This window comes from Nonomuraea sp. NPDC049637 (genome assembly GCF_040675235.1).
Lineage (GTDB): Bacteria > Actinomycetota > Actinomycetes > Streptosporangiales > Streptosporangiaceae > Nonomuraea.
The window spans coordinates 132,252-157,261 of sequence record NZ_JBFAOM010000009.1 but is presented as its reverse complement, the minus strand read 5'-3'; the positions used below and the strand labels follow the sequence as shown (position 1 = coordinate 157,261).

The 25,010-nt window shown below is 71.3% G+C and carries 28 protein-coding genes; 13 read left to right on the top strand and 15 right to left on the bottom strand.

The window, feature by feature from the left end; all coding sequences use genetic code 11:
* Window positions 1-22: 22 nt before the first annotated feature.
* Window positions 23-775, bottom strand: a complete 753-nt coding sequence (locus AB0J71_RS15405) for a conjugal transfer protein (protein WP_352325460.1) — start codon at window positions 773-775, stop codon at window positions 23-25.
* A 623-nt stretch (window positions 776-1,398) separates the two neighbouring features.
* Complete coding sequence (locus AB0J71_RS15400) at window positions 1,399-1,698, bottom strand: hypothetical protein (protein WP_352325459.1); 300 nt, start codon at window positions 1,696-1,698, stop codon at window positions 1,399-1,401.
* A gap of 197 nt (window positions 1,699-1,895) precedes the next feature.
* On the opposite strand from AB0J71_RS15400, the gene AB0J71_RS15395 reads away from it, so the two are divergent.
* The gene (locus AB0J71_RS15395) at window positions 1,896-2,192 is read left to right on the top strand and encodes a hypothetical protein (RefSeq protein ID WP_352325458.1); all 297 of its coding nucleotides are present in this window, start codon (window positions 1,896-1,898) and stop codon (window positions 2,190-2,192) included.
* A 14-nt stretch (window positions 2,193-2,206) separates the two neighbouring features.
* Here AB0J71_RS15395 and ychF read toward each other — a convergent pair whose 3' ends face one another.
* The gene (gene ychF, locus AB0J71_RS15390) at window positions 2,207-3,283 is read right to left on the bottom strand and encodes a redox-regulated ATPase YchF (RefSeq protein WP_352325457.1); all 1,077 of its coding nucleotides are present in this window, start codon (window positions 3,281-3,283) and stop codon (window positions 2,207-2,209) included.
* An 11-nt stretch (window positions 3,284-3,294) separates the two neighbouring features.
* Window positions 3,295-4,020, bottom strand: coding sequence for a hypothetical protein (locus AB0J71_RS15385; protein ID WP_364414589.1), 726 nt, complete (start codon window positions 4,018-4,020; stop codon window positions 3,295-3,297).
* An 86-nt stretch (window positions 4,021-4,106) separates the two neighbouring features.
* Here AB0J71_RS15385 and AB0J71_RS15380 point away from each other — a divergent pair, with 86 nt between their 5' ends.
* On the top strand, window positions 4,107-5,372 hold the full coding sequence (locus AB0J71_RS15380; RefSeq protein WP_352325462.1) for a DNA recombination protein RmuC: 1,266 nt from the start codon (window positions 4,107-4,109) through the stop codon (window positions 5,370-5,372).
* Window positions 5,373-5,386: 14 nt separating this feature from the next.
* A complete protein-coding gene (locus AB0J71_RS15375) occupies window positions 5,387-5,896 on the top strand; it encodes a DUF6542 domain-containing protein (protein WP_352325454.1) in 510 nt (169 codons plus the stop codon).
* Here AB0J71_RS15375 and AB0J71_RS15370 read toward each other — a convergent pair.
* Window positions 5,893-6,858 carry a 4-hydroxy-3-methylbut-2-enyl diphosphate reductase gene (locus AB0J71_RS15370; RefSeq protein WP_352325453.1) on the bottom strand — a complete coding sequence of 322 codons (966 nt, stop codon included), beginning with the start codon at window positions 6,856-6,858 and terminating at the stop codon, window positions 5,893-5,895. The two genes, AB0J71_RS15375 and AB0J71_RS15370, sit on opposite strands and share 4 nt — an antisense overlap.
* Window positions 6,859-6,958: 100 nt before the next feature.
* Between AB0J71_RS15370 and AB0J71_RS15365 the strand changes: the two genes are divergently transcribed.
* Together AB0J71_RS15365 and xseA are read left to right on the top strand one after the other, a co-directional pair.
* Window positions 6,959-8,035, top strand: a complete 1,077-nt coding sequence (locus tag AB0J71_RS15365; RefSeq protein WP_364414587.1) for a hypothetical protein — start codon at window positions 6,959-6,961, stop codon at window positions 8,033-8,035.
* A gap of 26 nt (window positions 8,036-8,061) precedes the next feature.
* Window positions 8,062-9,264: an exodeoxyribonuclease VII large subunit gene (xseA, locus tag AB0J71_RS15360; RefSeq protein WP_364414585.1), complete on the top strand. Its 1,203-nt coding sequence runs from the start codon at window positions 8,062-8,064 to the stop codon at window positions 9,262-9,264.
* On the opposite strand, the gene AB0J71_RS15355 is transcribed toward xseA, so the two are convergent.
* Window positions 9,261-9,866 (bottom strand): helix-turn-helix domain-containing protein, encoded by a 606-nt coding sequence (locus AB0J71_RS15355; RefSeq protein ID WP_352325450.1) that lies wholly within the window; start codon window positions 9,864-9,866, stop codon window positions 9,261-9,263. The genes xseA and AB0J71_RS15355 overlap by 4 nt on opposite strands.
* A gap of 82 nt (window positions 9,867-9,948) precedes the next feature.
* Here AB0J71_RS15355 and AB0J71_RS15350 point away from each other — a divergent pair, with 82 nt between their 5' ends.
* Window positions 9,949-10,362 carry a nitroreductase family deazaflavin-dependent oxidoreductase gene (locus AB0J71_RS15350; protein WP_352325449.1) on the top strand — a complete coding sequence of 138 codons (414 nt, stop codon included), beginning with the start codon at window positions 9,949-9,951 and terminating at the stop codon, window positions 10,360-10,362.
* A 4-nt stretch (window positions 10,363-10,366) separates the two neighbouring features.
* On the opposite strand, the gene AB0J71_RS15345 is transcribed toward AB0J71_RS15350, so the two are convergent.
* From AB0J71_RS15345 to AB0J71_RS15335, 3 genes are read right to left on the bottom strand one after another with little or no spacing between them, the layout of a single operon-like run.
* Window positions 10,367-10,594 carry an exodeoxyribonuclease VII small subunit gene (locus AB0J71_RS15345; RefSeq protein WP_352325447.1) on the bottom strand — a complete coding sequence of 76 codons (228 nt, stop codon included), beginning with the start codon at window positions 10,592-10,594 and terminating at the stop codon, window positions 10,367-10,369.
* A gap of 36 nt (window positions 10,595-10,630) precedes the next feature.
* Window positions 10,631-11,161 carry a DUF4245 domain-containing protein gene (locus AB0J71_RS15340; protein WP_364414583.1) on the bottom strand — a complete coding sequence of 177 codons (531 nt, stop codon included), beginning with the start codon at window positions 11,159-11,161 and terminating at the stop codon, window positions 10,631-10,633.
* Between the two features lie 11 nt (window positions 11,162-11,172).
* Window positions 11,173-11,781, bottom strand: coding sequence for a TetR/AcrR family transcriptional regulator (locus tag AB0J71_RS15335; RefSeq protein WP_352325445.1), 609 nt, complete (start codon window positions 11,779-11,781; stop codon window positions 11,173-11,175).
* 248 nt (window positions 11,782-12,029) lie between these two features.
* Between AB0J71_RS15335 and glpX the strand changes: the two genes are divergently transcribed.
* The gene (glpX, locus tag AB0J71_RS15330) at window positions 12,030-13,064 is read left to right on the top strand and encodes a class II fructose-bisphosphatase (RefSeq protein ID WP_364414581.1); all 1,035 of its coding nucleotides are present in this window, start codon (window positions 12,030-12,032) and stop codon (window positions 13,062-13,064) included.
* Between the two features lie 6 nt (window positions 13,065-13,070).
* On the opposite strand, the gene AB0J71_RS15325 is transcribed toward glpX, so the two are convergent.
* On the bottom strand, window positions 13,071-13,721 hold the full coding sequence (locus AB0J71_RS15325) for a DUF1707 domain-containing protein (protein ID WP_352325443.1): 651 nt from the start codon (window positions 13,719-13,721) through the stop codon (window positions 13,071-13,073).
* A gap of 214 nt (window positions 13,722-13,935) precedes the next feature.
* Between AB0J71_RS15325 and AB0J71_RS15320 the strand changes: the two genes are divergently transcribed.
* Complete coding sequence (locus AB0J71_RS15320; RefSeq protein ID WP_364414579.1) at window positions 13,936-14,598, top strand: DUF998 domain-containing protein; 663 nt, start codon at window positions 13,936-13,938, stop codon at window positions 14,596-14,598.
* Here the strand turns inward: AB0J71_RS15320 and AB0J71_RS15315 are convergent.
* A complete protein-coding gene (locus AB0J71_RS15315) occupies window positions 14,573-15,187 on the bottom strand; it encodes a TetR/AcrR family transcriptional regulator (RefSeq protein ID WP_364414577.1) in 615 nt (204 codons plus the stop codon). The two genes, AB0J71_RS15320 and AB0J71_RS15315, sit on opposite strands and share 26 nt — an antisense overlap.
* A gap of 106 nt (window positions 15,188-15,293) precedes the next feature.
* Here AB0J71_RS15315 and AB0J71_RS15310 point away from each other — a divergent pair, with 106 nt between their 5' ends.
* Window positions 15,294-16,457: an MFS transporter gene (locus AB0J71_RS15310; protein WP_352325440.1), complete on the top strand. Its 1,164-nt coding sequence runs from the start codon at window positions 15,294-15,296 to the stop codon at window positions 16,455-16,457.
* Between the two features lie 13 nt (window positions 16,458-16,470).
* Here AB0J71_RS15310 and AB0J71_RS15305 read toward each other — a convergent pair whose 3' ends face one another.
* A complete protein-coding gene (locus AB0J71_RS15305; protein WP_352325439.1) occupies window positions 16,471-17,409 on the bottom strand; it encodes a Gfo/Idh/MocA family oxidoreductase in 939 nt (312 codons plus the stop codon).
* A 25-nt stretch (window positions 17,410-17,434) separates the two neighbouring features.
* Window positions 17,435-18,811, bottom strand: a complete 1,377-nt coding sequence (locus tag AB0J71_RS15300) for a PLP-dependent aminotransferase family protein (RefSeq protein WP_364414575.1) — start codon at window positions 18,809-18,811, stop codon at window positions 17,435-17,437.
* A 68-nt stretch (window positions 18,812-18,879) separates the two neighbouring features.
* Between AB0J71_RS15300 and AB0J71_RS15295 the strand changes: the two genes are divergently transcribed.
* Both AB0J71_RS15295 and AB0J71_RS15290 read left to right on the top strand, forming a co-directional pair.
* The gene (locus AB0J71_RS15295) at window positions 18,880-19,746 is read left to right on the top strand and encodes a DMT family transporter (protein WP_364392565.1); all 867 of its coding nucleotides are present in this window, start codon (window positions 18,880-18,882) and stop codon (window positions 19,744-19,746) included.
* Between the two features lie 31 nt (window positions 19,747-19,777).
* On the top strand, window positions 19,778-21,427 hold the full coding sequence (locus AB0J71_RS15290; RefSeq protein ID WP_352327890.1) for a fumarate hydratase: 1,650 nt from the start codon (window positions 19,778-19,780) through the stop codon (window positions 21,425-21,427).
* A gap of 97 nt (window positions 21,428-21,524) precedes the next feature.
* Here AB0J71_RS15290 and AB0J71_RS15285 read toward each other — a convergent pair whose 3' ends face one another.
* Together AB0J71_RS15285 and AB0J71_RS15280 are read right to left on the bottom strand one after the other, a co-directional pair.
* The gene (locus AB0J71_RS15285; protein WP_352327892.1) at window positions 21,525-21,713 is read right to left on the bottom strand and encodes a DUF5999 family protein; all 189 of its coding nucleotides are present in this window, start codon (window positions 21,711-21,713) and stop codon (window positions 21,525-21,527) included.
* Between the two features lie 463 nt (window positions 21,714-22,176).
* Window positions 22,177-22,848 carry a CHAP domain-containing protein gene (locus AB0J71_RS15280; RefSeq protein ID WP_364414573.1) on the bottom strand — a complete coding sequence of 224 codons (672 nt, stop codon included), beginning with the start codon at window positions 22,846-22,848 and terminating at the stop codon, window positions 22,177-22,179.
* Window positions 22,849-23,188: 340 nt separating this feature from the next.
* Here AB0J71_RS15280 and AB0J71_RS15275 point away from each other — a divergent pair, with 340 nt between their 5' ends.
* Window positions 23,189-23,797: a superoxide dismutase gene (locus AB0J71_RS15275; protein ID WP_352330694.1), complete on the top strand. Its 609-nt coding sequence runs from the start codon at window positions 23,189-23,191 to the stop codon at window positions 23,795-23,797.
* Between the two features lie 70 nt (window positions 23,798-23,867).
* Window positions 23,868-24,977 carry a serine/threonine-protein kinase gene (locus AB0J71_RS15270; RefSeq protein ID WP_352330692.1) on the top strand — a complete coding sequence of 370 codons (1,110 nt, stop codon included), beginning with the start codon at window positions 23,868-23,870 and terminating at the stop codon, window positions 24,975-24,977.
* Window positions 24,978-25,010: the final 33 nt, after the last annotated feature.

Genomic DNA, 25,010 nt, shown 5'->3' with positions numbered 1-25,010 from the left:
GAACAACAGCGCGGTCGTGCGTCTATCCAACGGCCCGACCAGCGCCGCGGATGTCGGCGACGTACCACTTGTCGCCCTGCTTCTCCACGGTGAGGCGGTAGGCCTGCTCCAGCCGCCCGCCGACGGCGGCCGGGTCGGTGGCGCTCGGCGTGGCCGGAGCGTCGCCGTTGGGCACGATCCACACCACGACCGCCTGGATCTCTCGGGTGGCACCCCCCACAGGCACCACGATGTCCTTCAGCTCCGCGAAGGTGAAGGCGCTGCCGAAGCTCGGCAGGTTCTTCCCGGCGGCCACGTAGCGCTGCAACCCGGCGGTGTCGCCGGAGGCGTAGTCCTTGAAGAAGCCCTCCAGTTGCGGCTTGAGCTCGGCCGCCGCCGCGTCGTCGGTCTCCGGCTTGGCCAGCTGCGGCAGGTCGGCGGGGGCCGGCGCGGGAAGGATCGCCGGACGGCCCGCGACGACGAACCGCCTGCCGTTGTCGTCGCCGGAGTAGTAGATCGGGACCGACAGCATGAGCCGGCGCGGCCCGGACTGGAAGGCCACGCTCACCACGGCGTTCTGGGCGTCGGTCGCCTCGATGTCGTACGGCTGGATCGCGACGGCGGCCATCTTGCCGAAGCCGTCCCACCACATCTGCGCGTCCATGCCCTCGGCCAGGAACGCGGCGAGCTTCCTGGTCCGGCTGGCCGCGTCTTCCGGGCTGAAATTCAGATAGACCCCCGCGAACTGGGCGGCGAAAGCCATGCCCTGGTCGGCGGGGAATCCCTTGTGCGCCACGGCGGCGCCATTCGTCGTCGTGGGCTCTTGCTGGGTAAACCGCTCAAATGGGGCACGAATCCCATTCACCACGATAACCACAATAAGCGCCCAGAGAATGATGCGGCCGGCCCAGACCAGCCACCGTCCGCCGCCACCGGACCAGCCGCCGCGACGCGGCCTGCGCGAGGGCGGCGCGTCGAAGTCAGCCATGTCTGGGCGCGCGGAAAGCTCGGGCTCGCCAGCGATCCGAGGATCGTGCTGGACGGTAGACCTACGAGCCATCACGCCTCCGCTCGCGCCGATCCCCCCGGTTGGCGCGGTGTCGTCCGTTGCCGATCCCCATCATCCGCGGTGAAGTAGTCACCCTATCCGGTCCCGCCATTCTTCCAGGAAAGCCACGCCCATGCTGCAGGCATGACGGCCCTGACGGCAAACCGGATCCGTATGGCAGACGTCAGCGCCGCTTCCCGTCACTTACTGGCGGAATCACCATTTGACCAGGCCAGACGCCCATTTCCGCCTAGCGCGGCAGACATGGATTCCTGTCCAAAACAGGCATAGATGCTCACGACCTGCGCATTTGGCATGAGAGGAGGACAGAGGGTGTTACGCACCACTTCTGGGGGTAGGACAGCCTCGGCTCAGGCGGGCTCGGGGTCCTGGCTCGCGCGTGCCCGGCGGCGGCTGTGCAGGTCGACGACCGTGGGCGACACCGCGCGCTCCAGCGACCCCCGCAGGTCGGCGAGCATCGAGGCGGCGTCCCGCTCACGCATGCGGCTGGCCAGCTCGTTGCGCTCGTCGACCTTCCTGCGCAGGTACGCCTCACGGTTGACGCGCAGCCCGTACATGAGCTCGACCCTGATCAGGGCCAGCTCCTCCTCCAGGCTGATGCCCGCGAGGGTGGGCGCCGGACGTCGTTTCCGGATGATGCGTCGGATCATGAGGGCCTCCCGAGTCAGCGTGAACGCCGTGACGATTCGACGCGTAGGGACCCAAAGTGGTTGACGCGTCAGTTGTCCCGGAATCACATAATCCCGGAACGGCCTGCGCGTTCGTCATCCGGACGATGGGCTTTCGACGGCGATCCGCCGGTAACCTAGCGTAGCGAAAGTTAGCCCACCGTGATTGGACTGATGTGATGCGTCGCCTCGCCGCCGCCCTCCTGCCCGCCGCCGCGCTCGCCGCGTTCGCCCTCTGCGCGCCCTCCCCGGCCACCGCCGCGCCCTCCTGGGTCACCGACAGCGAGTGCACCGAGGCGGGCGGCAAGGTCGCCCCCGTCGGCCGCGGCAAGGCCGTGTGCCAGGGCGGCACGTACGCGAACGAGATGATCCACTTCGACAAGAAGCCCGCCGTCAAGGGCGGCGGGGGCCCGCTCAGCGGTGGCGGCCCGCTCAGCGGCGGCCCCGCGGCCCTGCTCGGCGGGCTGCTCGGATAGCGCGGGCCGGCGGATCAGACGTTGAAGCGGAACTCCACCACGTCGCCGTCGCGCATGACGTAGTCCTTGCCCTCGATGCGGGCCTTGCCCGCGGACCGGGCGCTGGCGATGGAGCCCACTTCGACCAGGTCGTCGAAGGAGACCACCTCGGCCTTGATGAAGCCGCGCTGGAAGTCGGTGTGGATCACGCCGGCCGCCTCGGGCGCCGTGGCGCCCTTGCGGATCGTCCAGGCCCTGGTCTCCTTCGGACCGGCGGTCAGGTAGGTCTGCAGGCCCAGCGTCTCGAAGCCGACCCGGGCGAGCTGACGCAGGCCCGACTCCTCCTGGCCGACCGACTGGAGCAGCTCCAGGGCCTCCTCCTCGTCGAGCTCGACCAGCTCGGACTCGATCTTGGCGTCGAGGAAGACGGCCTCGGCGGGCGCGACGAGGGCCGACAGCTGCTCCTTGAGCGCGGTGTCGGTCAGCTCGTCGGCGTCGAGGTTGAAGACGTAGAGGAAGGGCTTGGCGGTGAGCAGGTGGAGCTCGCGCAGCTCCTCCCGGTCGAGGCCGCTCTCGAAGATGGTCTTGCCGGTCTCCAGGACGGCCAGCGCGGCCTCGGCGGCCTCCAGCGCGGCCTTCTTGTCCTTGTTGTTGCGCGCCTCCTTCTGCAGGCGCGGCACGGCCTTCTCGACCGTCTGCAGGTCGGCCATGATCAGCTCGGTGTTGATGGTCTCGATGTCCCGCTTGGGGGAGATCTCACCGTCGACGTGCGTGACGTCGGGGTCGCCGAAGACGCGGATGACCTGGCAGATCGCGTCGGTGTCGCGGATGTTGGCGAGGAACTGGTTGCCCCTGCCCTGCCCCTCCGAGGCGCCCTTGACCAGGCCCGCGATGTCGACGAACTCCACCTTGGCGGGCAGGATGCGGGCCGAGCCGAAGATCTCGGCCAGCTTGGGCAGGCGGTCGTCGGGCACGCCCACGATCCCCACGTTGGGCTCGATGGTGGCGAACGGGTAGTTCGCGGCGAGTGCGTTGCCGGTCTTGGTCAGCGCGTTGAAGAGCGTGGACTTACCGACGTTGGGCAGGCCGACGATGCCGATGGAAAGGCTCACGGACAGCGAGTTTACTTGCTGAGCAGGTGCAGGCAGGTCACCGGACGGTAGGTCCCGGGCGCCGCGCGCAGGTATCGCTGGACGCCCGCCGGGCAGGCCGCGGGCGTGGTCTCGAAGGAGACGACGCGGGCCCAGGCCGCGGACGAGTCGCAGGCGGCCCTGGTCACGGCCGATCTGGCGACGACGTCGGCGGCCGGTCTGGCCACGCACGCGCCCGCGGCGAGCACCTGACCGCCGGGCCCGAGGCAGACGACCTCCGCTCCGCTTTCGAGCGTGTCGAGGGTGGCCGAGGGGCATTCGCCGGCGGTCGAGGCGATCGCGATGGATCTGCCGTACCAGCCGGTGCCCGTGCACGGGCGTTCCCGGCCGTCGAGGGCCACGCAGTCGCCGGGCCTGAGCACGCCGCCGCCACCGCCGGGCACGCCGGCGTGCGGTCCCAGGAAGGTCCGTACGCAGGCGGTGCGGCCCAGGCCGATGCGCAGCACGTCGTCGGTGTCGTCGGGGCAGTCGGCGGGCCTCGGCGGGTCGTGGGCGATGGCCAGCACCTCGAAGTCGCCGCCGTTGCAGGGGATCAGCGCGTAGCGGTCGGTGACGCAGGCGCCGGGCGTCCAGCGCAGGGTCGGGCGGGTGGCCGCCGGCACCTCGGCCCCGGGACCGGTGATCACGGCTCCGGCCAGGGCGATCAGGGCGACCGACACCGCGGACACGGCGACGGCGAGCCTCGTACCGGTAGCCATCCCAATACTGTGCGTGACGGATCAGTCGGCGCACAAGCGGATTCCGCAAGCGTGTCGGGAAGATCCAGACGCGATGTGCTGCAATCATCGTTGGAGTGGATGTCGTCTCGCTGCTCATCGGACTCGCCCTCGGACTCCTCGTCGGTTTCCTGGTCGCCAGGACCCGCGCGGCGGTGCGGGTGGCCGAGGCCGACGCGCGGGCCAGGTCGGCCGCCGAGAAGCTGGTCTACGTCGAGGAACAGCTCGCCGAACGGTTCCAGGCCCTGTCCACGCGCGCCCTCGACGTCAACAACGTGCGTTTCCTCGAACTGGCCGAGACCCGGCTGTCGGCCAGCCGCGCCGAGGCCGCCGGCGATCTCGACCAGCGCAGGCAGGCCGTCGAGCACCTGGTCGAGCCGCTGAAGGACGCGCTCGCGCGGGTCGAGTCGCAACTTCGCGACACCGAGGCCGGGCAGCGGGCGGCGCGGGCGGAGCTGGCCAAGCAGATGGAGTTCGTGCAGCAGAGCAACGAGCAGCTGCGCTCGCAGACGACCGCGCTGGTCAGGGCCCTGCAACGGCCCGAGGCGCGCGGACGGTGGGGCGAGCTGCAGCTGCGCCGGGTGGCCGAGATCGCCGGGATGCAGCGCCACTGCGACTTCGAGGAGCAGGTCGTCGAGGGCGCGATGCGTCCCGACATGGTGATCAGGCTGGCCGGCGGCAAGAACATCGTGGTCGACTCCAAGGTGTCGCTCGCGGCCTACCTGGAGGCGGCCGAGGCGGGCGACGAGTCGCTGGCCACCGTCCGGCTCGACGCGCACGCCAGGCACGTGCGCGAGCACGTCGACCGGCTGGCGGCCAAGGCGTACTGGCAGGGGTTCAACCCCTCGCCGGAGTTCGTGGTGCTGTTCATCCCGGGCGAGGCGTTCCTCGCGCCCGCGCTCGAACGCGACCCCTCGCTGCTGGAGTACGCCATGGCGCGGCGGGTGCACATCGCCACCCCGACGACGCTGATCACGATGCTGCGCACCGCCCACTACGCCTGGCAGCAGGCCGCGCTGAGCGAGAACGCGCGGGCGGTGTTCGAGCTGGGCAAGGAGCTGTACGAGCGGCTGTCGTCCCTCGGCAGGAACGTGGAGTCGCTGGGCAAGGCGCTGACGCGGGCGGTGGAGGCGTACAACAAGTCGGTCGGTTCGCTCGAAAGCCGCGTCCTGGTCACCGCACGCAAACTTAACGATCTGGGCGTCGTGGACGGCGACCTGGACGCCCCGGACATGCTCGAAGGGCTGCCGAGACCCCTGGCCTCGCCCGAACTGCTCGAAACCACGTCTCTGATTTCGCACTCGAACGGTAAGTTGGCAGGCGGGTCGCCGTAAACGGGGGTGGGACAGTGGCAGAGAAGGGCAGGCGTTCTGGCGTCAGGCTGACCGCTCGCGGCGCCATCGCGCTCACCTTGGTCGCCACCCTGGCGGGCTATGTCCTGACCGCGGTGCTCGGCCTGTCCTACCTGGTGGGGGCCGCGTTCGTGGCGTCGAGCCTGCTCGGCGTGCTGCTGGTCAACAAGCGCGAGCTGCTGTCGCTGGTGGTCACGCCGCCGCTGGTGTTCTTCTGCGCGACGCTCTTCGTCGAGCTCGGGCGCGCGTTCGGCTCGGTGTCGATCATGCAGTCGCTGGCCCTCGGCCTGTACGGCTCGCTGACGCGCGGCGCCCCCTGGCTGTTCGCCGGCTCGGCGGTCGTGCTGGCCGTCGCCTGGCGGCGCGGCCTGCGCGACAACGTGCGGGAGCTGCGCGAGGAGCTGAAGGCGGGCGCGGAGATGCCGCGCCCGCGCCAGCCGTTCGTGCCCGAGCCGGAAGGCTACTTCGAGCCCAAGGTCTACGGCACCCCGCGCGGCGACGACTAGCCGACGCGAAGGTCCTTGCGCAGCTCGTGCGGGAGCGCGAAGCGCATGCTCTCCTGCACCGACTCGACCTCGCGCACGTCGCCGAAGCCGTGGCCGGCCAGCCGCGCGAGCACCTCGTCGACCAGTTCCTCCGGCACCGACGCGCCGCTGGTCACGCCGACCGTGGTGACGCCGTCGAGCCATTCGTCCTGGATGAAGCCGGCGTTGTCCACCAGGTACGCGGCCTCGGCGCCGTAGTCCTTGGCCACCTCGACCAGGCGCTTGGAGTTGGACGAGTTCTCCGACCCCACCACGATCACGAGCTGGGCCTCGGCGGCGATCTCCTTCACCGCGACCTGCCGGTTCTGGGTGGCGTAGCAGATGTCGTCGCTCGGCGGGTCGAGCAGGGTGGGGAAGCGCTCCTTGAGGCGGGCGACCGTCTCGGTGGTCTCGTCGACCGACAGGGTGGTCTGCGACAGCCACACGAGCTTGTCGGGGTCCTTCACCTGGACCTTCTCCACCGAGTCGAGGCCGTCGACGAGCTGGATGTGGTCGGGGGCCTCGCCCGAGGTGCCCTCGACCTCTTCGTGGCCTTCGTGCCCGATGAGCAGGATGTCGTAGTCCTGGGCGGCGAACCGCTTGGCCTCGTTGTGCACCTTGGTGACCAGCGGGCAGGTGGCGTCGATGGTGCGCAGGCCCCGCTGCCTGGCCTCCTCGTGCACGGCCGGCGAGACGCCGTGGGCCGAGAACACCACGATCTCGCCCTCGGGCACCTCCTCGGTCTCCTCGACGAAGATGGCGCCCCTGGCCTCCAGCGTCCTGACGACGTGGGTGTTGTGCACGATCTGCTTGCGGACGTAGACCGGCGCGCCGTACTGCTCCAAAGCCTTCTCGACCGCTACCACGGCTCGATCGACTCCGGCACAGTAGCCGCGCGGCTTGGCTACGAGTACTCGGCGGGAAGTGGGGGTCTGGGGCTCCATACTTCTTATGCTACGTGGAGCGGCCATCAGGGCTGCGCGTGCGTGGTCGCCCGCCGTTTGCCAGACTGGCCGTCCAATACAGACCTCCCAGGGAGACGTCATGTCCCTCAGCGACGTGATACGCAACATCGCCAGAACCGTTACCAACAAGGACGAACTCAAGGAGAAGGCCAAGGATCTGCCGCTGCTCGTCGTCCAGACCACGCTCAGCGCGGCCGGGCAGGCGCTGCTGGTGGTGGACCGGGTGAAGAACTCCATCAAGGGGCTCGGCACGAAGGAGGAGCAGGAGGAGGAGCAGGAGTCCCGTCCCTCCGCCGCCGCGCAGGTGGCCGCTCCCCCGGCCGAGCAGGAGAAGCCGGCGCGCAAGGAGCCGGTGATCTTCACGCCGCGTCCGGAGGCCGCGCCCAACGGATCGGCCAAGAGCAAGCCGGACCCGGTCATCTTCGCCCCCGCGGGCAAGACCGCCGCCAAGCCGGAGACCGAGCCGAAGACCGAGCCCAAGCCCGAGCCGAAGGCGACGACCGCGCCCGAGCCGGAAGCCACCGCCAAGACGGAGGCCCCGGCGCAGGCCGACGCGCCCGCCAAGGCCGAGGTCAAGACCGAGGCGCCGACGGAGGCCGAGCCCGCCGCCGAGACCAAGGCCGCCAAGTCCAAGGCCGTCGAGACCAAGCCGGCCGCAGAGGTCGAACCTGCCGTGGCTGAGGTCGCGCCCGCGGCCGAGCCCGCCGCCGAGACCAAGGCCGCCGCGAAGACCGCCAAGCCCGCGAAGGCCACGAAGACCGCCAAGAGCGCGAAGGCCGCCGCGACCACCACGGCCGCCAAGCCCGCGAAGGCGACGAAGGCCGCCAAGGCCGCCGCCGAGCCCGCCGCCGTCACCGAGGTCACCGAGGAGCCCGCGGCCGCCGCCGCGCCCCAGGACGGCGTGCTCAAGGCCGCCGCGGAGGCCGTCACCGAGCCGGCCGCCCCGGTGGCCGAGCCCAAGGCCGTCCCGGACGACCTGGCCGAGCCGCTGCCCGGCTACTCCGAGCTGACCGTGGCCTCGCTGCGGGCCAGGATGCGCGGCAAGTCCGCCGAGCAGATCGGCGACTACCTCGCCTACGAGCGCGCCACCCAGGCCCGCGACGAGGTCGTGCGCATGTTCGAGAACCGGCTGGCCAAGCTGCAGACCGGGGAGTAGTCGCAGCGAACCCGTAGTCTTCCGCCATGACCTCGAAGACCACACCCGAGTCTCCCTTGCCGATCCGCACGGTCCTGCAGATGGTGGGCGGCTGGATCGGCAGACTCGGCACGGTGTGGGTCGAGGGCCAGATCACCGATCTGAGCGCGCGCGGCGGCACGGTGTTCCTGACCCTGCGTGACCCGGTGGCCAACGTCTCGGCCCGGGTCACGGCTCCGCGCGGCGTCTACGAGGCCGCCGAGCCGCGTCCCTCCGACGGCGCGCGGGTCGTGGTGCACGTCAAGCCGGACTTCTGGGTCAACAAGGGCTCGTTCGCCTTCACGGCGATGGAGATCCGGCCGGTCGGCGTGGGCGAGCTGCTGGCCAGGCTGGAGCGGCTGCGCCGGCTGCTGGCCACCGAGGGGCTGTTCAACGCCGACAGGAAGCGGCGGCTGCCGTTCCTGCCGGGCACGATCGGGCTCGTCTGCGGGCGCGACTCGGCCGCCGAGCGCGACGTGCTGGAGAACGCCCGCCGCCGCTGGCCGGCCGTGCGGTTCAAGGTGGAGGAGGTGGCCGTCCAGGGGCCGTACGCGGTCGGGGAGGTCACCGAGGCGCTGCGCAAGCTCGACGCCGATCCCGAGGTCGAGGTGATCGTGGTGGCCCGCGGCGGGGGTTCGCTGGAGGACCTGCTGCCCTTCTCCGACGAGACGCTCGTGCGCGCCGTGGCCGCCTGCCGCACCCCCGTGGTCAGCGCGATCGGCCACGAGCAGGACAGCCCGCTGCTCGACCTGGTGGCCGACGTACGCGCCTCCACGCCCACCGACGCCGCCAAGAAGGTCGTCCCCGACGTGGGCGAGCAGCTCGCGCTGATCCGCCAGCTGCGCGACCGCGGGCGGCGGGTGCTCAACGGCTGGCTCGACCGCGAGATGTCCTGGCTGACGTCGGTGCGCTCGCGGCCGTCGCTGGCCGATCCGGTGCGCGAGCTCGAACGCCGGGCCGAGCAGGTCGACGCGCTGCGGGAGCGGGCCAGGCGGTCGCTGACCGGCTCGCTCGACCGGGCCGCCGACGACCTCACGCACCTGCGGGCCCGCCTGGTGGCGTTGTCGCCCGCGGCCACGCTGGAGCGCGGCTACGCGATCGTGCAACATCCGTCGGGCGAGGTCGTGCGCCTGGCCAAGGATGTGCCGCCGGGCACCCCGCTGACGATCAGGCTGAGCGACGACCGGCTCACGGTCCGTACGGAGGCCTAGGGCCCCCGCACGACGGCGGCGGCCAGGTCGGCGAGGCCGGCCTTGACGTCCTCCACCGTCAGGCCGCGCTCCTCCCGCTGGAACTTGATCAGCCAGGCGGTGGCCGGTGCGAGCAGCGCGTCGGCCAGGTAGGCGGCGTCGGCCCCCGGCCGGGCCGCGGCGAGCAGGCTCGCCAGATGCACCTGGTGCACCTTGTACGGCCCGCTGTAGCGCGCCTTGCCCGGCCCGTTCTCCAGCAGCAGGAACAGGTCCTGCTGCTCGACGATGCGATCGACCAGCGCGTGCAGGAACGCCGTGATCCGCTCGGCCGGCGGCGCGCCGGGCCCGAGCGGCGGCGGACCGCTCAGGAACGCCGCCTGGAAGCGCCGTTCCCGCTCGTCGATCAGCGCGAGGACGAGCCCCGCGCGGTCGCCGAAGCGCCGGTAGACGGTGCCCACCCCGACGCAGGCGGCCTTGGCCACCTCGTCGAGCGAGAGCTCCTCGGCGCCGCGCTCGGCGATCATCGTGGCGGCCACCTCGATGATCTTCCGGCGGTTGCGCGCGGCGTCGGCCCGCTCGGGCTGGGGCTGCCCGACGACGGGGAGCGATGGACGTGCGCACACGCCTGGAGCATAACTCCGCGGGAACGGAGAGCTCTCCGGTATTCTCCGAATCGGAGAACTCTCCGATTATGAGGAGCTGAGGATGACCAACTCGTTCAACCAGCAGGTCATTGACGAATTCCGGGCCAACGAGGGCCGGGTGGGCGGCCCGTTCGAGGGCGCGTCGCTGGTGCTGCTCACGACGACGGGCGCCAAGAGCGGCCGGCCGACGACCACGCCGGTGATGTACCTGGCCGACGGCGACCGCTACGTGATCATCGCCTCCAACGCGGGCGCCGACAACCACCCGGCCTGGTACCACAACCTGCGCGCCAACCCCACGGCGACCGCCGAGATCGGCACCGAGACGTTCGAGGTGAAGGCGGACTTCATCGAGGGCGACGAGCGCGACCGGCTCTACGCCCGCATGGTCGAGATCGCCCCCGGCTTCGCGGAGTACGAGGCCAAGACCAGCCGCCGCATCCCGGTGGTGGCGCTCAACCGCACCGCCTCCTGACGGATCAGAAGGGGGCGTCGTCGGCGCCCGGCTCCGAGCGCCTCGCCATGGCGGCGGCGAGCTTGACCCGGGCGCCCTGCAGCCACTCCTCGCAGACGGCCGCGAGCCGCTCGCCGCGCTCCCAGAGCTCGATCGACTGCTCCAGCGTGAGCCCGCCCGTCTCCAGGCGGCGCACCACCTCGGTCAGCTCCTCGCGGGCCTGCTCGTACGAAGGTGTCTTCTCGTCTGCCACGGCCACCACCCTAGACGCCGCCGCGCCCGCCCAGGGTCACCCCTTGGCGCGCTGCTGCAGGAGCCCGGCCAGCTCGGTCAGCTCGGGCCAGTCGGCCGTGCCGGTGATCACGAGGGTGACGTCGGGCAGCACCCGCACGAGCGAGCGCTGGTTCTTGTCCTCGCGGAACCGCTTCTCCCACGTCACCCCGCCCACCTGCTGGCTGCCGGACGGCTTCGCGATGCCGGTCATGCGGTTGGCGAACTCGGCGGCCGGCTTCTCGTCGCTCTGGGCGAACATGGCGTGCTGCCGCTTGGCGGTGGCGTAGCCCAGGTAGAGCACCTGCGCGCCGTTCTCGCCCTTGGCGATCCTGTTGCTGTTGGGCACCCAGCCCGCCGGGTCCTGCTGCGGGGACCACACCTGATAGGGCACGCCGTGCCCGAAGTTGGCGACGGTGATGGAGTAGTCGAGCCGCGGGATGTGCTCCTGGCGGCTCTGCGGGGCGACGAGCATGAAGAGCCCCACGCCCGCCAGGCACACGAAGAGGGCTACCGCGTAGCCGTAGAAACTTTGGCTGAACCGTCGCACACTTGGCGAGGTTACCCGCTGGCGGGCGCGGTCGCCGAAGCGGCGGGCCTGATCTGGCCGATGATCGCCAGCACGTCGTCGACCATCGCGCGGTCGCCGGAGAAGACGATCTCGCTGACGGCCGCGGCCAGGGCGCCGGTGACCACGACGACGAGCGCGGGCTCGTCCTCGAACAGGGCGGCGTTGCGCTGGGCCCAGGTGCGCAGCCGGTCGCGCATGACCACCTCGAAGCCGGGCGGGCCGTCGCCGCGCAGGAACAGGGCGGCCAGCTCGCGTTCCTCCAGGCAGCCTTCGAGGTAGGCGCGGGCGGCGTCGATGAACACCCGCATGGGGTCGCCCTCGGCGGCGGCGCGGGCCGTACGGGCGGCCTGCTTGGTGCGCTGGGCCTGGCGGGCCTGCCATTCCTCCCACAACGTGAGGTAGAGGTCGGCCTTGCCGGAGAAATGGTGGTAGAGGCTGCCCACGCTGGCGTCGGCCCTGGCCACGACGTCCGTCACGCCGGCCTCGGCGAACCCCTTGGAGACGAAGACCTCCCGCGCGGCGGCCAGCAGCGAGCTCCGCGTCGCAGCCCCCCGCTCGGACGTGCGAGGCTGGGTCACCGCGTGTTCCACTTCGCTCATTCGATCTCCTCCACGGCGGGGGCGCATGTCCATGGTGGAGGCGAGATCTCCTACGCGCACGCGATATGGCGCAAAATCCGGTCTCCGTCATGCGGGGCACCCATATAGATATCCCTTTTCGCCGGTCCCTGACCATCGCGTGGCGGCCCTTGCGCAGAGGGCTGAGCCGGACTGGGCAGATTATCCCCCTCTGACCGGGAATAGACCGGCAACTACGATCGAGAGAGTTCTCAACGAGGAGGCTCATCATGTCCGATCAGACGTCGGTACCGGCAGCGCTCGCGACGGGCGAGCACGCCCCCGACCGCAACCTGGCGATGGAGCTGGTACGCGTGACGGAGGCGGCCGCCATGGCCGCGGCCCGCTGGGTGGGCCGCGGCGACAAGAACGGCGCCGACGGCGCGGCGGTCAACGCCATGCGCCAGCTGATCAACACGGTGTCGATGAACGGCGTGGTGGTCATCGGGGAGGGCGAGAAGGACCACGCCCCGATGTTGTACAACGGCGAGCGCGTCGGCGACGGCAGCGGCCCCGACTGCGACGTGGCGGTGGACCCGATCGACGGGACCAGGCTGACGGCGCTCGGCATGCCGGACGCGGTGTCGGTGATCGCGGTGAGCGAGCGCGGCTCGATGTACGACCCGTCCGCGGTGTTCTACATGGAGAAGCTGGTCACCGGGCCGGAGGCGGCCGACGTGGTGAACATCGAGGCGTCGGTGGCCGACAACATCAACGCCGTGGCCAGGGCCAAGCACTGCTCGCCGTCCGACGTCACGGTGGTCGTGCTGGACCGGCCGCGGCACGAGAAGCTGGTCAAGGAGATCAGGGAGACGGGCGCGCGGATCAAGTTCATCGTCGACGGCGACGTGGCCGGCGCGATCATGGCGGCCCGCGCGGGCACCGGCATCGACCTGATGCTGGGCATCGGCGGCACGCCCGAGGGCATCGTGGCCGCGTGCGCGCTCAAGTGCCTGGGCGGCGTGATCCAGGGCCGGCTGTGGCCGCGCGACGACGCCGAGCGCGCCAAGGCCGTCGACGCCGGGCACGACCTCAGCCAGGTGCTCACCACGAACGACCTGGTCAGGTCGGACAACGTGTTCTTCGCCGCGACCGGCATCACCCAGGGCGAGCTGATGCAGGGCGTGCGGTTCAGGTCGGGCGCGGCGGTGACCAGCTCGCTGGTGATGCGCGGCCGGTCGGGGACCATCAGGAAGATCGAGAGCGAGCACCAGCTCTGGAAGCTGCGCGCCTACAGCGCGATCAACTTCGACACGGCAGGCTGACCCGCCTCAGCGGCGGCGTCGGCGTCTGGGCGGTTCCTTGACCTTGATGTCGCCGGCGAAGTTCGTGGTGCGCACCTCGACCACGGGCCCGCCGGGCTCGACCGGCTGCCTGGTCAGGCGGACGGTCTCGCCCTTGGCGACCCTGATCACCTCAAGGTCCTCCGGCACGTGGATCTCCAGGCCGCCGAAGACCAGGGTGGCGTTGATGACGATCCGGCTGTTCTGCAGGATCGCGTCGCGGAAGTCCAGCTTGGTCGTGCCGAACATGGCCGTGACGTCGAGCTCGGCGGGCACCACCCAGCGCCCGCCGCGCTGCTCCTTCTTGAAGATGGCCGACACCGGCCGGCCGTCGAGGTTCAGCGGCTGCTCCTCGGCCGGGAGCAGGTCGGCGGTGAGCCCGGCGAGGTCGCCGAGCGTGCGCGCGGAGTAGACGACGCCGAGCCGCTCCTCCAGCTCGACGAGGTCGAGCCGGCCGTCGGCGTGGGCGTCCTGGAGCACCTGCGCGATGCGTTCGCGGTCGGCGTCGGAGGCGCGCAGCTCGTGCGGCTGCGGCAGGCCGGACGCGGCCGGTGCGCGCCGGGACGTCACGAACTCCTCAGCAAGCCGCTCTCCGACTTCCTGCAGCTTCGGCAACCACGATCCCGCGCGTTCGTTCACACTTCTGACGATATCCGGCGGCCCGGGTATTCGCTCGCCCAAGAACGGACCAACAGGGCGCACATCGGCGAATCCGCCCGAGCAACGCGCCGATCTCCCGGCCTGGCTCTCCGTTCGCCTCGGCGTGCCGATGGCGGTACGCCGGAATCGTCCGGCGTTTCCCGCCGTTGATCCACGCGACAGGCTTCTGACGGCTGATCCTCGGGAGGCGGGCGTGCATCAACCGGCGCGATGGGGGCTCGGGGCGGCGGGGGTGGGCATCGCCGTGATCGTGGGCCTGGAGCTGACCAGCCTCGACGAGACGACCCCGTTCAGGCGCACGATCAGCGAACACGGTCTCGGCCCCGGCGGGTGGATCTTCGGGCTCGCCGTGGGGCTGCTCGCGGCCGGGTCGGCGGCCATCGGCGTCTCGCTGGCGCGCAAGCGGCTGGCCGGGGCGGTCGGCACGGTCGCGCTCATGGCCTGGAGCGTGGGGCTGCTGCTGACGGCCTCGTTCCAGAAGCACGACTGGGCGGTCGGGCCCAGCACGAGCGGCAGCATCCACCGGGTCGGCAGCTTCGTGGCCTTCCTCAGCCTGCCGCTCGCCGCGCTGGTCATCGCCCGGCCCTGGCGACGGCGGGAGCGCAGCAGGCCGGCGACGGTGGCGTTCGGGCTGGGGGTGTGCTCGGCGCTGTGGGTCGCGGGCATCGGCGCGGCGGTGCTGATCGGCGCCGACCACGGGCTGCCGTGGTACCGGGTCGTGCCCCTCGGCCTGGTCGAACGGGGGCTGGCGGTGACCGAGGTGGCCGCGTTGCTGGCCCTCGGGGTGTGGGCGGCCGGGCGGCTGGCGGACGCCGAGCCCGTGCGGGCGGTCAGCCGGGCCGTAGAGCGGCGATGAGGTCCTCCACGTAACCGCGGAAGACGGCCGCCATGTCCACCTGGCCGGGGTCGATCAGCCACTGGGTCTGCAGGCCGTCCATCATCGCGATCAGGCGGTCGGCGTGGGCCTCGGCGTCGAGACCGGCCCGGAACTCGCCGCGCTCGGCGCCCGCGCGCAGCGCGGCGGCCACGTCGGCGCGCAGCCGCCGGTAGCGCCGCCTGGCCCACTCGTGGCCGGGGTGGCCCGGGGTCACCGCCTCGCCGCTGATCACCGAGAAGAGCTGGACGAGGCCCGGCACCCGCGCATTGTGGTCGACGACGTCGGCCAGGGCACGCAGCGCGGCGACGCCGCCGCCGTCGTGGCCGTCGTGGCCGTCGCGCCCCGGCCCGAACCTGCGGCGGTCGAGCTCGTCGCGGTGGTCGAGCACCGCGAGGAGCAGACGTTCCTTGCTCCGGAAGTGGTGGAGCAGCCCGGCCTGGGAGAGCTCGACCCGCTCGGCGATGCGGGCCAGCGAGGCGCCGCGGTAGCCGTGCTCGGCGAACTCCAGCAGCGCGACCGCCAGGATGCGCTCCTTGCGCGCCTCGCCGGTCGCGTAGCCCCGTTTCACCCAGGCACCCTATCCGGCGCCGGATCTGACGCTGGCGTACGGCCCTGACCAGCCGCTAACCTGACTCCGCCTCACGTTTGATTCCCCCCCCGATCAGGAGGCCGTCGTGCCGTCCCCGCGTGATCGCCAGGCCCGTACCGCCACGTACGTCGTGTACGGCGTGCAGGGCCTCTCCTTCGCCACCCTGCTCGTCCAGGTGGCCAGCCTCCAGACCGAGCTGGAGCTCACCGACGGGGCGCTCACGCTCCTGCTGCTGATCGTGCCCGTCTTCGCCGGCGTGGGCAGCGTCGGCGCGGGCACGTTCGCCGCCCGGTACGGCAGCAAGCTGCTCCTGCGGGTCGCGCAGCCCGCGGTGGCGCTCGCCGTGGTGCTCACCGGCCTCGCGCCCTCGGTGCCGCTGGCCGTGCCCGCGCTGCTGCTGTTCGGCCTCGCGGTCGGCGCGGTGGACGCGGGCATGAACATGCAGGGCGTGGCCGTCGAACGCCGGTACGGCACCGCCGTGCTGAACGGCTTCCACAGCGTGTGGAGCGTCCTCAGCCTGGCGGGGGCCCTGTGGGCGGTGTTCGCGGCCGGCCGGGTCTCGCTGGCGGTCACGATGGCGATCCCCATGGTCCTGGCGGTGGCCGGCTCGCTCTACGCCGGGCCGAAGCTGTGCACGATCACCGAGGAGAAGGTCGAGAACGTCGTCGAGGCCGCGACCGGCAAGTTCCCCTGGCGGCCGATCATCCCGCTCTGCCTGGCGATGGGCTTCCTCTACATCGGCGACGCGGCGGTGTCGAACTTCGCGACCGTCTTCATGGGCAAGGCCCTGCTGGCCCAGGACAGCGTGGCGAAGCTGGCCTACAGCGTCTACCAGGGCGCGACGCTGGCCGTGCGGCTCGGCGGCGACGTCGCGGTCCGCCGGTACGGCCCGGCCGCCATCGTCCGGCTCGGCGGCGCGCTGGCCACGCTGGGCTTCCTCGGCGTCGTGGTGGCCCCGAACCAGCCGCTGGCGATCGTCGCGTTCGGGCTGACCGGGCTGGGGTTGTCGGTGGTCGCGCCGCAGTCGTTCTCGGCGGCGGGCAAGCTGGACCCGGCGGGCACCGGGGTGGCCATCGCCCGGGTGAACCTCTTCAACTACGTGGGCTTCATCGTGGGGGCCGCGCTGATCGGCGGCATCGCCGACGCCACGGACTGGCGGGTGGCGTTCGTCGCGCCGCTGCTGCTGGCGGGCGTGATCATCGCGCTCGCGCCGGGCTTCGCGCCCAGGCGGGCCGCCGCGCAGGCGTGATCAGCAAGCCTCCTCAGCCGCGTACCTCGGCGACCTGGACGGGACGCGACTCGCGCAGCGACAGGTCGGCGGCCTCGGCGACGTACAGGGCGGCCAGGGCGTCCTCGACCGAGCACAGGCCCTCGCCGCCGCGCAGGAAGGCGTCGAGCTCGGCCGCGTAGGCCGGGCCGAACCTGGCGACGAAGTCGGGCCAGGGCGGTCCGGGCGGCTGCAGGCCCTCGGCGCTGCGCAGCGGGGCGCGCGGGCCGAGCCCGGCCACCTGGGTGCCCTTCGTGCCGGCCAGCTCCATGCGCACGTCGTAGCCGGCGCCGTTGTAGCGGGAGCCCTGGAGCGTGGCCAGCGTGCCGTCGTCGAGGGTGAGCAGCGCGGCGCTGTTGTCCACGTCGCCGGCCTCCCCGAAGAACGCCGCCCCCCGGTTCGCGCCGACGGCGTGGACGGACACGACCTCGCGCCCGGTCACCCACCGCAGGACGTCGAAGTCGTGGACGTGGCAGTCGCGGAACAGGCCGCCGGACAGCGGGACGTACTCGGCCGGCGGCGGCGCGGGATCGGCCGTCACCAGGTGGACGCGGTGCAGCTCGCCCAGCTCGCCGGCCCGCAGCGCGGCGCGGGCGGCCCGGTAGCCGGGGTCGAACCTGCGCTGGAACCCGACGAACACCCGCCGGCCCGCGCTCGCCTCCAGCACCTTGAGCGTCTCGGCGACCGTGCCCGCCACCGGCTTCTCGCACAGGACGGGGACGCCCCGCTCGCACGCCCTGATCAGCAGCTCGGCGTGCGTGCTGGTCGGCGTGGCGATGACCACGACGTCGGCCTCGAACGGATCCCCCGGCCTGCCGTACGGCGAGGTCCTGACCGGGTCGGCCACGATCAGCTCGTCGACCAGGGGATGCGCGGCCAGGTTCGCCGCGTGGAACGCGCCGATCCGGCCCAGACCCAGCAGTCCCGCCCGCATGCCGCCTCCAGTGCCGCTTTCCACCTCAGTCCATGATATGTCCAGACATACGGACTTTTAAGCCCTGGACGGCCTCCGCCGCCTGATGCACCGGCAGCCGGGCGAACCCCACCACGACCGCCGGCGGGCCGGGCGAGAACCGCATCGGCGCGACCGGCTCGGCGGCCAGGCCGACGCCCTCGGCCGCGCGGACGACCCGGAGCTCGTCCCAGCCGTCCGGCAGGTCGAGGTAGACGTGCAGCCCGGCCTGGATGCCCCGGACGCGGATCTCCGGCAGCTCCTCGGCCAGCGCCCTGACCAGGGCGTCCCGGCGGCGGCGGTACTCCCTGCGCATGCGCCGCAGGTGTTTGTCGTAGCCGCCGGTGCGCAGGAAGTGGGCCAGCGCGTACTGCTCGATGACCGGGGAGCCCAGGTCGAGCTCGCTCCGGGCGCGGCGGATCGCCTCGGCCAGGCGGGCGGGCGCGGCGACCCAGCCGAGCCGGAGGCCGGGGGCGAGCGACTTGCTGACGCTGCCGGTCAGGATCACCCGGTCGGGGGCCAGCCCCTGGAGGCAGCCGACCGGGTCGCGGTCGTAGCGGAACTCGGCGTCGTAGTCGTCCTCCAGGACCGTCCGGTCGCCCGCGCAGGCCCACTCCATGAGCGCGGCCCGCCGGGCCGGGGAGAGCACGACGCCCGTCGGGTACTGGTGTGCGGGCGTGACCAGCGCCGCGTCGCCGTCCATGGCCCCGGCGATCAGGCCCTCGCAGCCCACGGGCACCGGCACCAGGCGGGCCCCGGCCCGTTCCAGCAGCGGGACCTGGCGGCGGCTGGTGGGGTCCTCGACGATCAGGCGCAGGCCGCCGCGCCGGGCCAGGACGTGCAGCGCCAGGCTCAGCCCCTGCGCCACGCCGCCCACCACGACCAGGTTGTCGGGATGGACGTCGGCCGCCCTGACCCGCCGCAGGTAACCGGCCAGCTCCTCGCGCAGCTCCGGGACGCCGCCGGGATCGCCGTAGTCGAGCGCGTCGGACGGCACGGTGGCCAGCACGTGCCGGACGGCCGACGACCACCGCTCCCGGGGGAAGTGCCCCAGGTCGGGGGACGTGGCCCGATGCCCGTGGTACGGCCCGCAGACGCCGCCGTCGGCCGCCGGCCAGGGACGCGCGGACCGGACGGCGCCCAGCGGGGCCACCTCGGTCCCGGCCCCCACCCGCGAGACCAGGAACCCCTCGGCCACGAGCTGCTCGTACGCCTCCACCACCACGCCCCTGGAGACCTGGAGGTCGGCGGCGAGGTCGCGGGTGGCTGGCAGGCGCGTGCCGGGCGCCAGCCGCCCGAGACGCACGCCCTCGCGCAGCTCGGCCGCGATCTGCCCAGCGATCCCTCCCGCATCCCGATTGATCTGGATGTGCAGGTCAGCCATATTGGTCCTGTCATATAGCGGCCCATTGGTCTGTTTATGCGAACCATTGTCTCCCTACGATCCTGCCCATGAGAAACGGAATCGCCGGAGCCGCCACCGCCATGTTCCTGGTGGGCACCCTGGCCGGAGTGTCCGGCCTGATCGGCTCCTATCCCGTGTACGGCGGCCAGGCCGTGCGCTACCTCGCCGCCGCGGTCATCCTGCTGGTCGTCACCAGGGCGCTCGGCCTGCGGTTCGTCCGGCTCACCGGGCGCGAGACCCTGTACCTGGGCGGGCTCACCCTGCTCGGGCTGGTGGTCTTCAACGTCTGCGTCGTCGAGTCCACCCGGGCCTCGGGGCCGGCGCTGGTGGGCACCGTCCTCGGCACCGTGCCGCTGGCGCTGGCGCTGGCCGGCGGGCGTCCGGCGCCGCGCCTGCTGATGGGGGCGTCGGTGGTGGTGGCCGGCGCGACGCTGGCGACCGGCCTGGGCAGCGGGAACCCGACCGGCCTGCTGTGGGCGCTCGGGGCGCTGGCAGGCGAGGTGAGCTTCTCCATGCTGGCCATCCCCCTGCTGCCCAAGCTGGGGGCGATCCGGGTGTCGGCGTACTCGACGGCGCTGGCCGTGCCCATGCTGGCCGTGGTCGGCCTGGTCCAGGAGGGCTCGGCCATGTTCAGGACGCCGACCGCGGCCGAGACGCTGGGCTTCGCGTACCTGGCGGTCGTGGTCACGGTCATGGCCTTCTTCCTCTGGTACACCTCGCTGCCCAAGCTCGGCCCAGGGACGGCCGGGCTGTTCGCCGGGCTCATCCCGGTCGGCGCGATCGTGACGGGGCTCGTGCTCGGCATCGCGACGCCGAGCGTCTACGACCTGGCGGGGGCCGGGCTGGTGATCGTCGGCATCCTGGTGGGGCTCACCGCGCGGCGCTCGCCGGAGCCCGTGCCGGCCCCGGGATGACCACCTGACGGGGGGCGTACCCTCTATGGACATGGACTTCGACTACACCGATCTGCTTCCCCTGGGCGCCGATGAGACCGAGTATCGGCTGATCACGTCGGAGGGGGTGCGGAAGGTCGAAGCGGCCGGGCGTACGTTCCTTGAGGTCGACCCCGAGGCCCTGCGGCTGCTCACCGAGACCGCGGTCCACGACATCTCCCACTTCCTGCGCACGTCGCACCTGGCGCAGCTGCGCAAGATCGTCGACGACCCCGAGTCCAGCGGGAACGACCGGTTCGTCGCCCTCGACCTGCTGAAGAACGCCTCCATCTCGGCCGGCGGCGTGCTGCCGATGTGCCAGGACACCGGCACCGCCATCGTCATGGGCAAGCGCGGCCGCCACGTGCTGACCGACGGCCGCGACGCCGAGCACATCTCGAAGGGCGTCTACGACGCCTACACCAAGCTCAACCTGCGCTACTCCCAGATGGCCCCGCTGACCATGTGGGAGGAGAAGAACACCGGCAACAACCTGCCCGCCCAGATCGAGCTCTACGCCGAGGACCCCCACGGCCACGCCGACGAGTACAAGCTGCTGTTCATGGCCAAGGGCGGCGGCTCGGCCAACAAGTCGTTCCTCTACCAGGAGACCAAGGCGGTGCTCAACGAGAAGCGCATGCTGGCCTTCCTGGAGGAGAAGATCCGCTCGCTGGGCACCGCGGCCTGCCCGCCGTACCACCTGGCCGTGGTGGTGGGCGGCACCTCCGCCGAGTTCGCGCTCAAGACCGCCAAGTACGCCAGCGCCCGCTACCTCGACTCCATCCCCACCGAGGGCTCGCCCTCCGGGCACGGCTTCCGCGACCTGGAGCTGGAGGCCAAGGTATTCGAGCTGACGCAGAAGCTCGGCATCGGCGCCCAGTTCGGCGGCAAGTACTTCTGCCACGACGTGCGCGTGATCCGCCTGCCCCGGCACGGCGCGTCCTGCCCGGTGGCCATCGCGGTGTCGTGCTCGGCCGACCGCCAGGCGCTGGCCAAGATCACGGCCGAGGGCGTGTTCCTGGAGAAGCTGGAGACCGACCCGGCCCGCTTCCTGCCGGAGACCACCGACGAGCACCTGTCCGACGACGTCGTCCGCATCGACCTCAACAGGCCGATGCCGGAGATCCTGGCCGAGCTGACGAAGTACCCCGTCAAGACGCGGCTCTCCCTCAGCGGCCCGCTCGTCGTCGCCCGCGACATCGCGCACGCCAAGATCGCCGAGCTGCTCGACGACGGCGGCGAGATGCCCCAGTACCTCAAGGACCACGCGGTCTACTACGCCGGCCCGGCCAAGACCCCCGAGGGTTACGCCTCCGGCTCGTTCGGCCCCACCACGGCCGGCCGCATGGACTCCTACGTCGAGCGCTTCCAGGCGGCGGGCGGCTCGATGGTCATGCTGGCCAAGGGCAACAGGTCCAGGCAGGTCACCGAGGCGTGCCAGAAGTACGGCGGCTTCTACCTGGGCTCCATCGGCGGCCCGGCCGCCCGGCTGGCCCAGGACTGCATCAGGAAGGTGGAGGTGCTCGAATACCCCGAGCTGGGCATGGAGGCGGTGTGGAAGATCGAGGTCGAGGACTTCCCCGCCTTCATCGTCGTCGACGACAAGGGTGACGACTTCTTCACCGACCGCACCGGGCCGGTGCTGAGCATCGGGCGCAGGTAGGGCCCGAGCGCGTCGAAGGGTGCCGGGCGGCGGTCGAAGCCCCTCGGCACCGGACGACGGGGGGTCGCCCTCGGGCGTCTCGGGCGTCTCGGGTGTCTCAGGCGGCGACGGGGGCTCGGTGGGGGGCGACGACGCTGCCGTCAGGCAGGAGCAGACCCGTGTCCTCGAACAGCACCACGCCGTTGCAGAGGAGGCTCCAGCCCTGGTCAGGATGGGCCGAGATCACGTGCGAACGCTCACGGTCGGGCGAGTCCGCACTGGGGCATACGGGAAAGTGACTGCACATCATCGCGCACCTCTCAGATGGCGCTCCTGCTTCCTGATGGTCAAAAGGGCAACTGTCGCCCCGACGGCGTGCGAAGGTCCAGGGTGGCGCCGACCGGCTTCCTCGGCCGGCGGCGAACCTGTGTCTGGCGCATCTCCATCACGTCCTTCAACTTCTGTCGTCAGTGGTGGAACGTCGGCGTCCTACCCAGTCTCGGGGCCGGCACCGACAGTTTCAGCTGCTCGCGGGTTCTCGCCTGGTCTCATGTCCTAACCATGCCCCCGTCCCCTTTCGGCACCCTTACATCTTGCTGACGGCGTGCCATGGTTCCTGTCAATCAGCCTGCCGTACGCGGGAAAGTGCCCTACTAGGCATCATGCACATTTATCGGGGAGAGAGGTGTGCCGAGCGTCACACTTGCTCTGACGTGCGGTAATACAACAAAGCGCGCATCCCGGACAGGAATGCGCGCTGTGTCGATGTGTCAGGCGGCGTAGGACGGGTAACCGTAGCCTACGACCTGCGAGGTCGGCCGGACGCGCTCCTCGACCTTGCCGTTGCCGGTGTTGCCCTCGATCGTGGAGATCGTGCCGTCGCCGTTGTCCTTGACGACGAAGCCGACGTGCTGGATGTCGTTCAGGCTCTTGCTGCCGCTCCAGGAGAAGAAGACGACGGCGCCCGGCCTGGCCTCGGTGCCCCAGCGGTCGTTGGCGGCGAACCACTTGGCGTGCGTCACGGTGTAGGCGTCCCAGCCGACCTGCGGGCGGGCGCCGGTCTGCTCGCCGACCCAGGAGACGAACATCGAGCACCAGGCGGCGTTCAGGTAGTCCTGGCGGCTGCCGCCGTCACGCGCGACGGTCTCGGCGGCGCGCTGGGAGTCGGCGTACCACTTCTGGAACTTGGTGCCGCCGCCGTTGGCGTCCTCGGAGGTGCCGACCTGGGCGCGGGCCGTGGCCAGCACCTGGGCGGCGGTGACGTTCACCCGGCCCTGGGCCGAACCCTGCGCGGCCGACTGCTGCGCGGCGGCCTGGGCGTCGGTCCGGTGCGCGGTCGCGGCGCTGACGGCGGCAGTGGCGCCCAGCGCGCTCGCGGCGATGGTCGCGCCGAGGGCGAGCTTGGCGAGATGGGACGTGGTCATCATGGCGTGCTTGGCCATCGGGGGGTGCTCCTTTGCTCACCGTCCGCGCATGAGGCACGGCGGGTCACAGGTGTGAATCCTGCGATGGGTGATGACGACAGATCTGCGGGGGCGCCTCGACACGGCTGCCCTGCCGTCGCATACGAACAGGTACAACAGCGCCCTGACCTGGGTAATTCCCACCCCAAGAAATCCCCACAGGACGCCTGTGCGCGGACGGCTCATGCCGTCCGCGCACAAACTGGACCTAACTGACTCCCGCCACGATGCCAAGGCGAGACCTAGGTCGCAAGTCTGATGCACTTGCGAACTAGTTGCAATAGTGTCCTCCAGAGATCTACTTCGAGAGGACGGCCCCATGGGCGACTACACCCTTCCCGACATGCCGTACGACTACGGCGCGCTGGAGCCCGCCATCACCGGCGAGATCCTGGAGCTGCACCACGCCAAGCACCACGCGGCCTACGTCAAGGGCGCCAACGACACGCTCGACCGTCTGGCCGAGGCCCGCGACGGCGGCGACTTCGCCGGCCTGGTGGGCCTGGAGAAGACCTTCGCCTTCAACCTGTCCGGCCACGTCCTGCACTCGATCTTCTGGGAGAACCTCTCCCCCGACGGCGGCGACCGCCCCGACGGCGCGCTCAGGGCCGCCATCGACGAGCATTTCGGCACGTTCGAGGCGTTCCAGAAGCAGCTCACCACGGCCACGGCGTCGGTCCAGGGCTCGGGGTGGGGCGTGCTGGCCTGGGAGCCGCTGAGCCGCAGGCTGGTGGTCGAGCAGATCTACGACCACCACGGCAACGTCGGAATGAACACCACGCCGCTTCTCGTGTTCGACGCGTGGGAGCACGCTTACTATCTGCAGTACCGCAACGTGCGTCCGGACTACGTCGAGAAACTGTGGGGCCTCGTCAACTGGGCAGATGTGGCCCGGAGGTTCGCTGACGTAACGAGTCAGGCGGGTTGACTTAAGTTCGCAACAATTTATCGGCCCCGCCTCTACTGGTCGGTTTACACAAATAGGTAAGCTGCCTGGCATGCGTGCGCCCTCCGGTTACCTTCTCGCCGCGCGCTATCGGCTTGTGGAGCCGGTTGGTCGCGGCGGCATGGGCACCGTTTGGCGGGCGCATGACGAGTTGCTCGACCGCGACGTGGCGGTGAAGGAAGTACGGCTGCCCACCGTCCTCGACGAGGAGCTGCGCGCGGAGTTGTGCGCCCGCACCGAGCGCGAGGGCAGGGCGACCGCGATGGTGGCCCATCCGTCGGTCATCACCGTGTTCGACGTCGTGACCGAGGACGACCGTCCCTGGATCGTGATGGAGCTGCTCCGGGCCAAGTCCCTGGAGCAGCTCATCCAGGAGCACGGACCGCTCCCTCCGCGCCGGGCCGCCGAGATCGGCCGGCAGATCCTCGGCGCGCTGCGGGCCGTCCACGCCAAGGGCATCCTCCACCGCGACGTGAAGCCCAGCAACGTCCTGGTGACCGAGGACCGCGCGGTGCTCACCGACTTCGGCCTGGCCGCGCTCGAAGGCGACGTCTCCATCACCCAGGCCGGCATCGTGCTCGGCTCGGCCGGTTACATCGCCCCCGAACGGGTTCTCGGCTCCAAGGCCAGCCCCGCGGGCGATCTGTGGTCGCTCGGCGCGACCCTCTACACCGCCGTCGAGGGCCGGGGGCTGCACGGCCGCCGTACGGCCGCCGCCGCGCTGGCCGCGCTGACCAGCGGCGAGCCGATCCCGATGAGCAAGGCGGGCCCGCTGGCGCCCGTGCTCGACGCGCTGCTCAGGATCGATCCACAGACCCGGCTCGACTCCGTACGGGCCTCGCTCATGCTGGCCCGGGTGGCCGCGGGCGGCTCGGCGGAGGAGCCGCTGGCCCCGCGCCGGCCCGTACGCCCGGTTCCCGTGGTCACCTCGCCACCCTTCGCGCGCAGGTCCGCGCACCGCGGGCTGCACAGGGCGGAGGCCGCCGCCGCCGCGCTGTCGGTCCCGCCGCCGCGCCAGGAGCGCAGGCCGGGTGAGGGCGTCCACCGCAAGCGGGTCGACCCACGTCCGAGCCCGTCTACTTATGTCCGTTTCAAGGCGGCGGTGATAAAGTTGTTCCTTCCTCGGCGGTTCTGGCCAAGAGAACTTCGCAAGCGAGGGTAAAGCACTTCCCAAGCGAGAATCGATATCTTCTTC